This is a genomic window from Pseudomonas sp. XP1 (assembly GCF_053557675.1).
In genome coordinates, this window is record NZ_JBNRIJ010000021.1 from 59,175 (window position 1) to 73,428 (window position 14,254).

11 protein-coding genes are annotated in these 14,254 nt (G+C 64.1%); 4 read left to right on the forward strand and 7 right to left on the reverse strand.

The window, feature by feature from the left end:
* The first annotated feature begins 163 nt into the window (after window positions 1-163).
* From gabD to ACK1U9_RS17975, 3 genes are all read left to right on the forward strand, one after another.
* Window positions 164-1,606, forward strand: a complete 1,443-nt coding sequence (gene gabD, locus ACK1U9_RS17965) for an NADP-dependent succinate-semialdehyde dehydrogenase (RefSeq protein WP_015268576.1) — start codon at window positions 164-166, stop codon at window positions 1,604-1,606.
* Between the two features lie 183 nt (window positions 1,607-1,789).
* Window positions 1,790-3,067: a 4-aminobutyrate--2-oxoglutarate transaminase gene (gabT, locus tag ACK1U9_RS17970; RefSeq protein ID WP_023662096.1), complete on the forward strand. Its 1,278-nt coding sequence runs from the start codon at window positions 1,790-1,792 to the stop codon at window positions 3,065-3,067.
* Window positions 3,068-3,203: 136 nt separating this feature from the next.
* A complete protein-coding gene (locus ACK1U9_RS17975; protein WP_449110073.1) occupies window positions 3,204-4,463 on the forward strand; it encodes an HDOD domain-containing protein in 1,260 nt (419 codons plus the stop codon).
* A 129-nt stretch (window positions 4,464-4,592) separates the two neighbouring features.
* Here the strand turns inward: ACK1U9_RS17975 and ACK1U9_RS17980 are convergent, their stop codons facing one another.
* A complete protein-coding gene (locus ACK1U9_RS17980; RefSeq protein ID WP_196173551.1) occupies window positions 4,593-5,621 on the reverse strand; it encodes a GGDEF domain-containing protein in 1,029 nt (342 codons plus the stop codon).
* A 100-nt stretch (window positions 5,622-5,721) separates the two neighbouring features.
* Entirely contained in the window at window positions 5,722-6,906 is a 1,185-nt protein-coding gene (gene desA, locus ACK1U9_RS17985) for a delta-9 fatty acid desaturase DesA (protein ID WP_153671306.1), read from the reverse strand.
* Between the two features lie 146 nt (window positions 6,907-7,052).
* Here desA and dibA point away from each other — a divergent pair, with 146 nt between their 5' ends.
* The gene (gene dibA / locus ACK1U9_RS17990) at window positions 7,053-8,948 is read left to right on the forward strand and encodes a phosphodiesterase DibA (protein WP_085599935.1); all 1,896 of its coding nucleotides are present in this window, start codon (window positions 7,053-7,055) and stop codon (window positions 8,946-8,948) included.
* A gap of 93 nt (window positions 8,949-9,041) precedes the next feature.
* Here the strand turns inward: dibA and ACK1U9_RS17995 are convergent, their stop codons facing one another.
* The 5 genes from ACK1U9_RS17995 to ACK1U9_RS18015 are packed head-to-tail and all read right to left on the reverse strand — an operon-like array spanning window position 9,042 to window position 14,152.
* Window positions 9,042-9,686: a methionine ABC transporter permease gene (locus tag ACK1U9_RS17995; RefSeq protein WP_046614547.1), complete on the reverse strand. Its 645-nt coding sequence runs from the start codon at window positions 9,684-9,686 to the stop codon at window positions 9,042-9,044.
* Window positions 9,676-10,785 (reverse strand): methionine ABC transporter ATP-binding protein, encoded by a 1,110-nt coding sequence (locus ACK1U9_RS18000; protein ID WP_085599937.1) that lies wholly within the window; start codon window positions 10,783-10,785, stop codon window positions 9,676-9,678. Before ACK1U9_RS18000 ends, ACK1U9_RS17995 begins: the two co-directional genes overlap by 11 nt.
* Before the next feature lies 1 nt (window position 10,786).
* Window positions 10,787-11,587 carry a MetQ/NlpA family ABC transporter substrate-binding protein gene (locus tag ACK1U9_RS18005; protein WP_046614545.1) on the reverse strand — a complete coding sequence of 267 codons (801 nt, stop codon included), beginning with the start codon at window positions 11,585-11,587 and terminating at the stop codon, window positions 10,787-10,789.
* Window positions 11,580-12,971, reverse strand: coding sequence for an LLM class flavin-dependent oxidoreductase (locus ACK1U9_RS18010; RefSeq protein ID WP_449110074.1), 1,392 nt, complete (start codon window positions 12,969-12,971; stop codon window positions 11,580-11,582). The genes ACK1U9_RS18005 and ACK1U9_RS18010 overlap by 8 nt, the downstream gene beginning before the upstream one ends.
* On the reverse strand, window positions 12,971-14,152 hold the full coding sequence (locus ACK1U9_RS18015) for an SfnB family sulfur acquisition oxidoreductase (protein ID WP_085599941.1): 1,182 nt from the start codon (window positions 14,150-14,152) through the stop codon (window positions 12,971-12,973). Before ACK1U9_RS18015 ends, ACK1U9_RS18010 begins: the two co-directional genes overlap by 1 nt.
* Between the last annotated feature and the right edge of the window lie 102 nt (window positions 14,153-14,254).

Consider the following 14,254-nt stretch of genomic DNA (forward strand, 5'->3'; position numbering starts at 1 on the left):
TGCAAATGATGAAATTTCCGCCAGGGTGTTCAACCATTCGTTCTTTTTTTCGAACAGCCTATTGTCCAACACCCCAGCAGCCGCTTAGCATTCGTTTGAGATTTCAAACGCTCGATGCCCTGCCTTGGGCGCTTTTCAACAATCAACAATTCGGGAAGCCGACATGCAGCTCAAAGACGCTCAGTTGTTCCGCCAGCAAGCCTACATCAATGGTGAGTGGCTGGATGCGGACAACGGCCAGACCATCAAGGTCACCAACCCGGCCACTGGTGAAGTCATCGGTACCGTGCCGAAGATGGGCACTGCGGAAACCCGCCGCGCCATCGAAGCCGCCGACAAGGCCCTGCCGGCCTGGCGTGCCCTGACCGCCAAAGAGCGTTCGGCCAAGCTGCGTCGCTGGTTCGAACTGATGATCGAGAACCAGGACGACCTGGCTCGCCTGATGACCACCGAGCAAGGCAAGCCGCTGGCCGAAGCCAAGGGCGAGATCGCCTACGCTGCTTCGTTCATCGAGTGGTTCGCCGAAGAGGCCAAGCGCGTCTACGGCGACACCATCCCGGGTCACCAGCCAGACAAGCGTCTGATCGTCATCAAGCAGCCAATCGGCGTTACTGCGGCCATCACCCCGTGGAACTTCCCGGCTGCCATGATCACCCGTAAAGCCGGCCCGGCCCTGGCCGCTGGTTGCACCATGGTGCTCAAGCCTGCCTCGCAGACCCCATATTCCGCCCTGGCCCTGGTCGAACTGGCCCACCGTGCCGGCATCCCGGCTGGTGTGCTGAGCGTGGTTACCGGTAGCGCTGGCGAAGTTGGCGGCGAACTGACCGGCAACTCGCTGGTCCGCAAGCTGTCCTTCACCGGCTCGACCGAAATCGGTCGCCAGCTGATGGAAGAATGCGCCAAGGACATCAAGAAGGTTTCCCTGGAGCTGGGTGGCAACGCCCCGTTCATCGTGTTCGACGACGCCGACCTGGACAAGGCGGTCGAGGGCGCGATCATCTCCAAGTACCGCAACAACGGCCAGACCTGCGTCTGCGCCAACCGTATCTACGTGCAGGACGGTGTCTACGACGCGTTCGCCCAGAAGCTGGCCGCCGCTGTTGCCAAGCTGAAGATCGGTAACGGCCTGGAAGAAGGCACCACCACTGGCCCGCTGATCGACGGCAAGGCTGTCGCCAAGGTCCAGGAACACATCGAAGACGCCGTTGGCAAAGGCGCCAAGGTGCTGTCCGGTGGCAAGATCATCGAAGGCAACTTCTTCGAACCGACCATTCTGGTCGACGTACCGAAGACCGCTGCCGTCGCCAAGGAAGAGACCTTCGGCCCGCTGGCGCCGCTGTTCCGCTTCAAGGACGAGGCCGAAGTGATCGCCATGTCCAACGACACCGAGTTCGGCCTGGCCTCGTACTTCTACGCCCGCGACATGAGCCGTGTGTTCCGTGTTGCCGAAGCCCTGGAATACGGCATGGTAGGTATCAACACCGGCCTGATCTCCAACGAAGTGGCACCGTTCGGTGGCATCAAGGCTTCGGGCCTGGGCCGCGAAGGTTCCAAGTACGGTATCGAGGACTACCTCGAAATCAAATACCTGTGCATCAGCGTCTGATCGCAAGGTAACGGCTTTACCTCTGCCAGCGGGGCGCGAGAGCGACGTCTCGCTGGCCTTTTTTACATCGCAGTACCTGGTGGCCAGGGCGTTCACGGCAGTCGATCAACGAATACTGTTCGCGAGCACTCCCAGCCACCCCCGAATAAAAGCGCCACTCCAGACCGGCGCAATGAGGGCATTATGAGCAAGACCAACGAATCCTTGATGCAACGTCGTGTCGCCGCCGTCCCACGTGGCGTTGGCCAGATCCACCCGATCTTCGTCGATACCGCGAAGAACTCGACCGTGATCGACGTTGAAGGCCGCGAACTGATCGACTTCGCCGGCGGCATCGCAGTACTGAACACCGGCCACCTGCACCCGAAAGTGGTTGCGGCCGTGCAAGAGCAGCTGACCAAGGTCAGCCACACCTGCTTCCAGGTGCTGGCCTACGAACCCTATGTAGAGCTGTGCGAAAAGATCAACAAGCTGGTCCCAGGTGACTTCGACAAGAAGACCCTGCTGGTCACCACCGGCTCCGAAGCCGTTGAAAACGCCGTCAAGATCGCCCGTGCCGCCACTGGCCGCGCTGGCGTCATCGCCTTCACCGGCGGCTACCACGGCCGTACCATGATGACCCTGGGCCTGACCGGCAAGGTCGTGCCGTACTCCGCTGGCATGGGCCTGATGCCAGGTGGCATCTTCCGCGCCCTGTTCCCGAGCGAACTGCACGGCATCAGCGTTGACGACGCCATCGCCTCGGTCGAGCGCATCTTCAAGAACGACGCCGAGCCACGCGACATCGCCGCGATCATCCTCGAGCCGGTACAAGGCGAAGGCGGCTTCCTGCCAGCGCCGAAAGAGCTGATGAAGCGCCTGCGCGCCCTGTGCGACCAGCACGGCATCCTGCTGATCGCCGACGAAGTGCAGACCGGCGCTGGCCGTACTGGCACCTTCTTCGCGATGGAACAGATGGGCGTTGCGCCTGACCTGACCACCTTCGCCAAATCCATCGCTGGCGGCTTCCCGCTGGCCGGTGTGTGCGGCAAGGCCGAGTACATGGACGCCATCGCTCCGGGCGGCCTGGGCGGTACCTACGCCGGTTCGCCGATCGCTTGCGCCGCGGCCCTGGCCGTGATCGAAGTGTTCGAAGAAGAGAAACTGCTGGACCGCAGCAAAGCTGTGGGTGAGCGCCTGACCACTGGCCTGCGCGAAATCCAGAAGAAGTACCCGATCATCGGCGACGTCCGTGGTCTGGGCTCGATGATCGCTGTCGAAGTCTTCGAGAAGGGCACTCACACCCCGAACGCTGCTGCCGTTGGCCAGGTTGTCGCCAAGGCTCGCGAGAAGGGCCTGATCCTGCTGTCCTGCGGTACCTACGGCAACGTCCTGCGTATCCTGGTTCCGCTGACCGCCGAAGACGCTCTGCTGGACAAAGGCCTGGCTATCATCGAAGAGTGCTTCGCTGAAATCGCCTGATGTGACGTGCTTCAGAAAAAACCCGCTTCGGCGGGTTTTTTTTGTGCCCAGGAAAGCCATGGGGCGCTATCGTTGTCGGAGGATTTGCTCAGGAAGCTGCGACGGACTGTGTGTCAGGGCTATTCAGGAGTTGGCGATGAACGATGCAGACCCCACCCCACCAAGCGTACTGATTGTCGAGGGCGACCCCTGGGTACGCGACATGCTCAGCGAAATGCTCCTGAGCGTGCGCTGTGATGCCCGCCTTCAGGTCTGCGCCGACGGCTCGCAGGCGTTGAGTGCGCTGTCCAGCAAACCCGACCTGATCATTGCCGCGCGCGAACTGGCTGGCGTCGATGGCCTCGACCTGTTGCGCAAGGTGCGCGCCAAAGGTCCGGGGTTGCCATTCATCCTCATGAGCAACCGCAGCGACAGTGCCAGTGTGCGCGAGGCACTGCCCCTGCACCCCACGGCCTACTTGAGCAAGCCGCTGAACCTGGACACCCTGCGCAAGCGCCTGGAAGAGCTGCTGCTGGCGGTTGGCGAAGAGATCGCCTGCCCTGTGCCCGCCTTGCAAGCTGGTGCCAGCCTGCCGGCCTACCTCGAACAGCGTCGCGCTACCGCCGATGGCGGGCCGCTGCTGGCCGATGTGCAGGTGGCGATCAAGCGCGCGCTCAACCCTCAGGGCCTGAACCTGAAAGTGCTCGAAGAGGAAGTGCAGGGCGACCCGCAGATCACCGCCGTGCTGATCGCTGCGGCCAACAGCGCAGCGCTGCACCGCGAAGCACCGGTGCAGACGTTGCTGCAAGCCTTGAACAAGCTTGGCAGCACCCAGAGCATGAACCTGATCCTGGGCATGACCCTCAAGCGCAGTGCGCGCCTCAGCGACCCGCTGCTGGCGCAGCATGCGGCCCGTTACTGGGAGTTGTCGCTGCACGCTGCCGAATATGGCCGCACCTTGGCACGCATGCTCGAACTGGACGAAGGGCGTTGTTATTGCGCGGGGTTGCTGCATTGCCTGGGCGACCTGGCGGTGCTGCGCTGCCTGCAGGAATGGCGGCTGGCCGGGGGCGAGCTGGATGAGGACCAGGTGCAGCTGTCGCTCAATGAGTTCGGGGCCGCATTCGGCTCGGCGCTACGTACACGCTGGCGGTTGCCGCTGGGGTTGCGCGAGTTGATCGCGGCGATCTACCAGCTGGGCGGCGGGGTGTATTCGCGCGAGATCCTGGCCATGAACCTGGCCGGGCAGTTGGTGCGGCTGCCGGCCGAGCAGGGGCTGGAAAAGGTGGCCAGCAGCAAGACCGCTCGACTGCTCAAGCTTGGCCTGCCGGAACTGAGGCGGTTGCTTAAGGTGGAGAATCTGGAGGTGAAGCCGCAGGAAGAGCCGCCGTTGGCTGAGGCCGAGGTTTCCAGCTGAGATTTTGGGGCCGCTTTGCGGCCCATCGCCGGCAAGCCAGCTCCCACAGGTAATGCTCAAGGCTAGAGGATTGCGCCGTACCTGTGGGAGCTGGCCTGCCGGCGATTGGGGTGCAGAGCACCCCAGGGCTCAACCGCGGACGATCTGGTTCTTGCCCTGCCGCTTGGCCTGGTACATCGCCGCATCGGCCCGGGCATACAGGCTGTCCAGCGCCGCGTCATCGTCCGTCAGCCCGGTCACCCCCTGGCTAACCGTCACCCCGTAGGTCTGCTCCCCATGGCTGAAGCTCAGCCGCTGGATCTGCCGCTGCAAGCGCTCGGCAATCTGCTCCGCGACCTGGGCACTGCAGCCCGGGAACACTGCCGCAAACTCCTCGCCACCAATGCGCCCGAACAGGTCACCTCGGCGTAGCACAGCCTTGCCGCTATCAGCGATCTGCTGCAACACCTGGTCGCCTTCCTGGTGGCCGTAGCTGTCGTTGATGCGCTTGAAGTCGTCGATGTCCAGCAGCAGGAAGGCCAGTGGTGTTCCGTCTTCGCGGGCGTTGTCGAAGGCTTGCTGGGCGCATTCAAAAAAGTGCCGACGGTTGCTGCTCTGGGTCAGCACGTCGGTGGTGGCCAGGCGCTGAAGTTCACCTTCGAGCTGCTTTTTCTCGGTGATGTCTTCGGCGATGCCGACGATGATCACCCGGTCGCCATCGCGTTGCTGGTTGATGTAGCACTTGTCGCTCAGCCAGCGCAGTTGACCTTCGGCATTGAGAATTCGGTATTCGCGGTCTTCCACCGAACCCTTGAGCAGGACCTGGGCCAGGCTGCGCTCAGCGAACTCCAGGTCGTCGGGGTAGATGCTGTCGCGCCACTCGTTGTAGTCGGCCAGCACCAGGCTGGCCGGGCGACCGAAGATGCGCTCGTAGGCGGGGCTGACATACAGCACCTGACGGGTTTCCCAGTCGAAGGCCCATAGCACCGCGTTGACGCTGTCGAGCAGCGAGCTGAACAGTTGCTCGCGCTCGCTCAGGCGGGCAACCTCGCCCTGGGCGTGGAGCAGCGCAAGCAAGGTCTGGGCGGCTTCGGGAGGTGGGGTGCCGGGCAGTGTCGTTGGAATGTTCTTGGCCATGTGCACGGAGCAGATCTCGGCGTGAAAGCGTGCGGCCAGCATCTGGCCCGCCACGCGGGCGATGTGCCAGATATGAGTGTGAACGAGAGGGCGAAGTTCCAGGCGGCACGCCCCGTAAACCGGGCGTGCCGATCAACGGCGGTCAGGCGCCGGTCGGGCGCAGGGAGTAGGTCTTGAGCTGTGCCGCGAAGTCTCGCAGGGCGTGGATGCCGCTGGTTTCCGCCTCGTGTACCCAGTCTTTCATGGCGGTCAGCATATCGTGGCCGTTGGCGCTGGTACGCGCCCAGATCTGCTGCAGGGCCAGGCGTTTTTCGTAGATGGTCTTCAGCGCCTGACTATGGGCAAGCATCGACTCGATGCGCACATGGTGGCGGTCTTCCAGCAGGCTTGTCTCGCGCGACAACAGGCGCTTGGCGCGGCGGAAGTGGTGGCGCAGCGAGGCATCGACGCGGGCCAGTTCCTGCTTGACCAGCGGGCCGATCACCAGCTTGCGGTACTGGGCCATGATCTGGAAACGGTTGTTGAGGATGGCCATGGCGGTGTCCATGTCCAGGCTGGCCTTGCCGGCCACCCGGTGGGCGATGGGCGCCACACGCTGCACCTTGGCCAGGCGCAGCAGGCAGAACAGGCGGATCCACGCCCAGCCCATGTCGAACTCCCAGCGCTTGACCGACAGCTTGGCCGAGTTGGGGTAGGTGTGATGGTTGTTGTGCAGCTCTTCGCCACCGATCACGATGCCCCACGGCACCAGGTTGGTGGCGGCGTCGCGGCACTCGAAGTTGCGGTAGCCGAGGGCATGCCCCAGGCCGTTGACCACGCCGGCGGCCCAGAACGGAATCCACATCATCTGCACTGCCCAGATGGTGATGCCGATGGTGCCGAACAGCAGCAGGTCGATCACCGCCATCAGCGCGATGCCGCCCAGCTTGTAGCGCGAGTAGAGGTTGCGCTCGATCCAGTCGTCCGGGCAGTTCTTGCCGTAAATGCGCAGGGTCTCGGGGTTGCGTGCCTCTTCACGATAGAGCTCGGCCCCTTTGCGCAGCACCGTACTCAGGCCCTTGTGCACAGGGCTGTGCGGGTCGTCGGGGGTTTCGCACTTGGCGTGATGCTTGCGGTGGACGGCAGTCCATTCGCGGGTGTTCTGCGCCGTGGTCAGCCACAGCCAGAAACGGAAGAAGTGCTTGAGCGCGCCATTGAGCTCCAGGGCCCGGTGCGCGGAGTAGCGGTGCAGGTAGACCGTGACGCTGACAATGGTCACGTGGGTCATCAGCAAAGTGATGCCGACCAGTTGCCAGGCCGACAAGTCGAGCAGGCCGTTGTACCACATAGGTGCAGATACCCTCGAAATGCAGGGGGAAGGGCCGATTATCCCTTGGCTGGGAAATAAAACCAGTCAACCGTTCAGATAGGAGGTCACGGCATGTTTCAGCCTTTATAATGCCCCATCCTTTTCTATGGGCAATTGCACCCGACATGTCTGTTTCCGTTCGCGACGCCTTGCGCATGGCTGCGCTGTATGTGGTGCTCTCGGTCCTCTGGCTGACGCTGGCCGAGGTGTTGTTGCACGGCATGACCGACGATCCTCTGGCACGGACCGTGGGCCGACAGATCAACTTGGTGGTCTGGGTGCTGCTCAGCGCTTTGCTTATCTATGTTTCGCGGGTGCGGCTGCTCGACTTCATCGGCGTTGGCGCGCGTATGCGTGGCGAAGACCGTGAACGCCTGCGCATGGCCGCAGCGGTGTTCGACAGCACCCTCGAAGGCGTGTTGGTGACTGATCGCGATGGCCTGATCGTGCACGTCAACCGTGCCTTCATGCGCATTACCGGCTACCAGAAGGACGAGGTCATCGGCCAGCGCCCGAACAAGTTCAAGTCGGGCCGCCATGGCTCGGCGTTCTACCAACAGATCTTCGCCACCCTGGCGGAAAAGGGCGAGTGGAGTGGGGAAATCTGGAACCGGCGCAAGAGCGGCGAAATCTACCCGCAATGGCAGACCATTTGCGCCATCCGCGACGATGAGGGCGAGCTCAGCCACTACGTGGCTGTGTTCAGCGACATCAGTGCAATAAAGCATTCTGAACAGGAGCTGGCCTACCTGGCCCACCACGACCCTCTGACCGGCCTGCCCAACCGCCTTCTGTTCAACGACCGGGCCGAGCAGGCCCTGGCTGCAGCCCAGGCCAACAAGCGTGGTTGTGCCCTGCTGTTGCTGGACCTGGACCACTTTCAGAGCATCAACGATGGCCTCGGCCACACTATTGGCGATCAGTTGCTGAAACTGGTGGGTGAGCGCCTGGGTGAGGTGCTGGGCAGCGGCGTGACCCTGGCGCGCCTTGGGGGCGACGAATTTGGCGTGCTGGCGGAAAACTGCCATGAGGTCGGCCAGGCGGGCAAGCTGGCGCAGGGCATCATCGAGCGCATGCGCCAGCCGTTCCTGTTCGACGGTCACCGCCTGTTCATCAGTGTCAGCGTGGGCATCAGCCTGTTCCCCAGCGATGCCTTGAGTGCCGAGCAGTTGCTGCGCAATGCCGACTCGGCGTTGTACAAGGCCAAGAGCAACGGGCGGGCCTGCTATGCGCTGTACACCGAAGAGCTGACCGCCCACGCCCAGCACCGGGTCGAAACCGCCGGCGAGCTGCGCCGGGCCCTGGAGCAGGACGAGCTGCGGGTGTTCTACCAGCCGGTGCACGACCTGACGACCGGCCGCCAGGTCGGCGTCGAGGCGTTGGTGCGTTGGCAACACCCCCAGCGCGGGCTGGTGCCACCGGGCGAGTTCATCCCGATTGCCGAGCGCACTGGGTTGATTGCCGAGATCGACGCCTGGGTACTGCGCCAGGCGTGTCGGCAGATGGTACGGTGGCAGGGTGAAGGGCGGCAGCTGGCGTTCGTGGCGGTGAACATCTCCAGCCGCCTGTTTGGCCAGCACGAGCTGTACCAACAGGTGGCCGAGGTACTGCGCGACACCGGCCTGGCCCCGGCCTTGCTGGAGCTGGAGGTGACCGAGAGCGCGGTGATGGAGGACCCGGAGGTGGCCCTGGAGCAGTTGCATCGCCTGCGCGAGCTGGGGGTGACTCTGGCTATCGACGACTTCGGCACCGGTTATTCATCGCTGCTGCGGCTGAAGCGCTTGCCGGTGCAGAAGCTGAAGATCGATCAGGGTTTCGTTGCCGGGTTACCGCTGGATGAAGACGACATCGCGATTGTCCGGGTGATCATCGCCCTGGCTCGCAGCATGGGCATGCAGGTGCACGCCGAGGGCATCGAGCAGGCAGAACAGGCCAGCTTCCTGCTGCATGAGCTGTGTCAGCTGGGGCAAGGGTACTGGTTCGGGCGGCCGGTGCCTGCCGGGGATTTGCGCTGGGGTTGAAGGCCCCTTCGCGGGCATGCCTGCTCCCACAGGGATATCGTTGTATTCAAGCCCTGTGCAGTACCTGTGGGAGCGGGCGTGCCCGCGAAGAATTCAGCGCTTGTTCAAGCCTTTCGCCAACCGGTCTCCACCCAGCTGGATCAACGCCACCAACGCCACCAGCATGGCAATCACGGTCAGCATGATCTGGCTGTCGAAGCGCTGGTAGCCATAGCGGTAGGCGATGTCCCCCAGGCCCCCTGCACCGATCGCTCCGGCCATGGCCGAGGAGTTGATCAGGGTCACCAGGGTAATGGTGAAGCCCCCGACAATCCCCGGCAGCGCCTCTGGCAGCAGCACATGCCAGACAATGTGCCAGCGTCGGCAGCCCATGGCCTGTGCTGCCTCCACCAGGCCGTGGTCGACTTCGCGCAGGCTGACCTCGGCAATCCGCGCGAAGAACGGCGTGGCGGCAATGGTCAGCGGCACCACCGCCGCCCACACGCCATAGGTGGTACCCACTACCAGGCGGGTGAAGGGGATCAGCGCGACCATCAGGATCAGGAACGGGATCGAGCGGAACAGGTTGACGAAGGCTCCCAGTACGCGGTTCAGCAGCGGCGCCTCGAAGATCCCGCCCTTGTCGCTGGTAACCAGCAGCACTGCCATCGGTATTCCCACCAGCAGAGCGATCAGCGACGACACGCCGACCATCAGCAGGGTATCGAGCAAGCCTTCCAGCAAGCGATCAAGCCACATGGCCCAGTACCTCCACGTCCGCGGCCCAGCGGCGGGCGCGCTCCAGCAATTGATGAGTGTCGTGCGGCGAGTGCTGCACCGACAGGATCAGCTGCCCCAGGGCATGCTCGCCGATGGTTTCCACCCCGCCCTGCAGCAGTCGCACACGGCCGCCAAGGTCATTGAACAGGGCAGTCAGTTCGGGCTCGCCGAACAGGGTCAGCCTCAGCACCACAGCACTGTCGCGGCTTGCCGGGCTGGCCCGCAGGCTGGCTTGCAGCGCGGCTGGCAACCTGGCCTGCAACGGTGCCAGCAGGGTACGGGTGACTTCGTGGTGCGGTGAGCCAAACACCCGCCAGACCTCACCCTGCTCGACTACTTCTCCACGTTCCAGCACCACCACCCGGTGGCAGATATCGCGGATTACCGCCATCTCGTGGGTGATCAGCACGATGGTCAGGCCCAGGCGCTGGTTGATGTCACGCAGCAGTTCGAGAATGGACGCGGTGGTTTCAGGGTCCAGCGCCGAGGTGGCCTCGTCGCACAGCAGGATCTCGGGGTCATGCACCAGCGCCCGGGCAATGCCCACGCGCTGCTTCTGTCCGCCGGACAGCTGCGCCGGGTACACGTGGTGCTTTTCCTGCAGACCGACCAGCTCCAGCAGTTCGCGCACCTTGCGCTGGCGTTCGGCCTTGGCCACGCCGGCCACCTTCAGGGGCAGTTCGACGTTCTGCCACACGGTCTTGGCCGACATCAGGTTGAAGTGCTGGAAGATCATGCCGATGCGCCGACGCAGGGCTACCAGGTGGTCCTCGTCGAAGGGCGCGATGTCCACCTGGTCGATCAGCACCCGACCCTGGCTGGGTTGCTCCAGGCGGTTGATGGTGCGCAGCAGCGATGACTTGCCGGCGCCGCTGCGGCCTATGATGCCGAAGATCTCGCCATGGCGGATGTTCAGGTCGATGCCTTGCAAGGCCGGTTGCGCCTGGCCCGGGTAGGTCTTGCCCAGGCCGATGAAGCGCACATGGGCTTCATTGACCTCCGGGCGCAAGGCCTGCTCCCTGGCCGTTGGCGGCAGTGGTTGTGCGGTGGGCGCCCGGAGCGCGCTGGCCTGGCTCATGTCAGCCCTCCCAACCGGCCTGGTAGAGCTTGCCATGGGCCTTGTCCAAGGCTGCCCGCACCACTGGCGAGTGCTGGTAGATGTCGACGAACCTGGCAAGGCGCGGGTCGTCCTTGCTTTGCGGTCGAATGACGAACTGGATCACGTATTCCTTGTTCTCCAGCCCGTCGAACAGCAGTGCGGAGCCGGCGTCGAAGCTGTTGGCCAGGCGGATGTAGGCCGGATAGCCCTGAACCAGGTCGGCGTCGTCATAGGCGCGTACCAGCTGTACGGCCTCGACCTGAAGGATCTTCAGTTTCTTCGGGTTGGCGACGATGTCGTCCTCGGTGGCCTTGTAGCCGACCCCCGGCTTGAGGGTGATCAGCCCGGCCTTGGCCAGCAGCTGCAGGCCACGGCCGCTGTTGATCGGGTCGTTGGCGATGGCCACGCTGGCACCTTCGGGCAGGTCGGCAAAGGTCTTGTACTTTTTCGAGTACAGGCCGACGTTGTTGATGATGCCCGGGGCGTAGGGCACCAGGTTGAAGCCCGCGGCTGCCTTGGCGTTTTCCAGGAATGGGATGTGCTGGAAGTAGTTCACGTCGATGTCGCCGCTGTTGAGGCTGACATTAGGTGCGATCCAGTCGCTGAACTCGACCAGCTTCACTTCCAGGCCTTGCTTGTGCGCTTCTTCCACTGCGGCTTCCAGCGGGATGGCGAAGGCCGAGGTGGTGCCGATCTTCAGCGGTTCGGCAGCCAGCGCGCTGGCAGTCAGGCCGAGGGTGAGGGCAATGGCCGCGACGGGCCGGAACAGGTTATCAAGCATGGTGCAGGGCTCCAGTCGGGGCAGGGGTAGAGGTAAAGCGGTAAGCCGAGCCAGGGTGGTCGGCGGGCAAATGCGGGTGGTCGGCCTGGAACAGTTTTTCGCGCAGGGTGCCTTCGGCGTAGGCGGTCTTGTAGCGGCCACGTTGTTGCAACTGCGGGACGACCAGGTCGATGAAGTCCTCGAAGCTTTCCGGGGTTACGGTGCGGGTCAGGTTGAAACCGTCCAGGCCGGTTTCATCGATCCAGGCGATCAGCTGCTCGGCCACCTGCTCGGGAGCGCCGACCAGGGTCACGTAACGGCCACCCAGGGCGTGCTGCTGCAGCAGGCGCCGGCGGGTCCAGGCGTTGTCCTGCAACTGGCGCGTGGCTGACTGGATGGCGTTGCCCTGGCTGAAGACAATCGGCTCGTCCAGGGCGTAGGCGGCGAAGTCGATGCCGGTGGACGCTGCGAAGTGCGCGACCCCGGCCTCGGCGCTGGCATGGCGCAGGTACTCGGCATGCTTGGCCTGGGCCTGCTGCTCGGTGGCGGCGACGATCACCGTGATGCCCATGAACACCTTGACCGCTTGCGGGTTGCGGCCAGCGGCCTGGGCGGCGGCGCGCACCTTGTCGACCTGGGCGCGGGTGGCGGCCTTGTCCTGGCCACTGATGAACACGCATTCGGCATGGTTGCCTGCGAAGGCCAGGCCACGCTGCGAGCTGCCGGCCTGGAACAGTACCGGTGTACGTTGCGGCGAGGGTTCGCACAGGTGGTAACCATCGACCTTGTAGAACTCGCCCTTGTGATCGACCTTGCGCACCTTGTCGGGCCTGGCATAGATGCGCTGCTGGCAGTCGGCGACCACGGCATCATCGGCCCAGCTGCCTTCCAGCAGCTTGTACAGCACCTGCAGGTACTCGTCGGCCTGGTCGTAGCGGCGGTCATGCTCGGGTTGCTGCGCCAGGCCCATGGCCCGGGCGGCACTGTCGAGGTAGCCGGTGACGATGTTCCAGCCCACCCGGCCATTGCTCAGGTGGTCCAGGGTGGAAAGGCGGCGGGCGAACAGGTACGGCGCTTCGTAGGTGAGGTTGGCGGTAAGACCGAAGCCGAGGTGGCGGGTGACGGCGGCCATGGCCGAGACCAGCAGCAGCGGGTCGTTGACCGGCAGTTGGATCGACTCCTTGAGGGTGACGTCCAGCGACTGGCCGTAGATGTCGTAGGTGCCGACGATGTCGGCGATGAACAACCCGTCGAACAAGCCGCGCTCCAACAGGCGCGCCAGGCTGGTCCAGTAATCCAGGGTCTTGTACTGGGTCGAGGTATCCCGTGGGTGGGTCCACAGGCCGTGGTTGATGTGCCCGATGCAGTTCATGTTGAAGGCATTGAGCAGTATCTGTTTGGCCATCAGATGGTCCCCCGGCGTGGTGGGTTGGCATCGTTGAGGTAGTAGTTGCCGATGGCGTGGTACTTCCAGCGCACCGGGTCGTGCAGGGTGTGCACGCGGGCGTTGCGCCAGTGGCGGTCGAGGTTGTGTTCGGCCAGGGTGGCCTGGCTACCGCCCAGTTCGAACAGGGTGGTGCCGGCTGCGAGGGAAATCTCGGTGCTGATGGCACGGGCCTCGGCCACCGCGATGGAAGCGGCGGCCACATTGTCGGCAGTACTGTCGTCGCGGGCGCGGTCCAGGTGTTCGCCGGCGCGCTCGAGCAAGGCTTCTGCAGCGTGCAGGCGGATCGCCAGGTGGCCGAAACTCTTCAGCGTCAGCGGGTCATCGCTGGCCTTGTCCAGGCCGGAGTCGACCCAGGGGCGGCTGCGCGTGCGTACGAAGTGCAGGGCATCTTCGTATGCGGCGCGGGCGATGCCGGTGTCGATGGCGGCATGAAGTATCTGCGCCAGCGGGCCGACCGGGGTGGGGCGTTCGAAGGCGCTCTGGAACGGCAACACGTCGGCGGCGCTGACGTATACGTTGTCGAACACCACCGAGCCGCTGCCGGTGGTGCGCTGGCCGAAGCCGCTCCAGTCGTCGATCACTTGCAGGCCCTTGCTGTCGGCCGGGACGAAGGCCAGGTGCTGCACGCCCTGCTCATCGACCACCGAGGTGGGAATGCGCTGGGCGTAGATGGCGCCGGTGGAGTAGAACTTGCGGCCGTTGATGCGAAAGCCGTCGCCGTCGCGGGTCAGGCGAGTGGTACGCTCGTTGGCGGTCTTGGTGCCCAGTTCGGCCAGGGCGTTGCCGAAGCGGCTGCCCGCCACTACTTCGGCGTACAGGCGCTTTTGCTGCTCGGGTGTGCCGTTTACCCGCAGCACTTCCAGGCTGTAGAAATGGTTTTGCGGAATCTGCCCGAGCGAGCCGTCGGCCTGGGCGATGCGGGCGATGACCTTGGCCAGGGTGACGTTGGACACGCCGGCGCCGCCGAAGGCCCTGGGCACGCTGATGGCCCACAGGCCGGAGCGGGTGAACAGCTCCAGTTCGGCATGCGGCAGGCGGCGCTCGCGGTCGCGCAGGGCGCTGTCGCGGCGCAGGTTTTGGGCGACTTCTTCGGCGACGTTCAGGGCTTCGGTGTCGTTGGCGATGATTGTAGTAGTCATGTTGTTCTCCGGGGCCTTAGGGGCCGCTTCGCGTCCCAATCGCCGGCAAGCCAGCTCCCACAGGGACCGCACAGGTCTTGAAGGCAGTGCAGGACCTGTGGG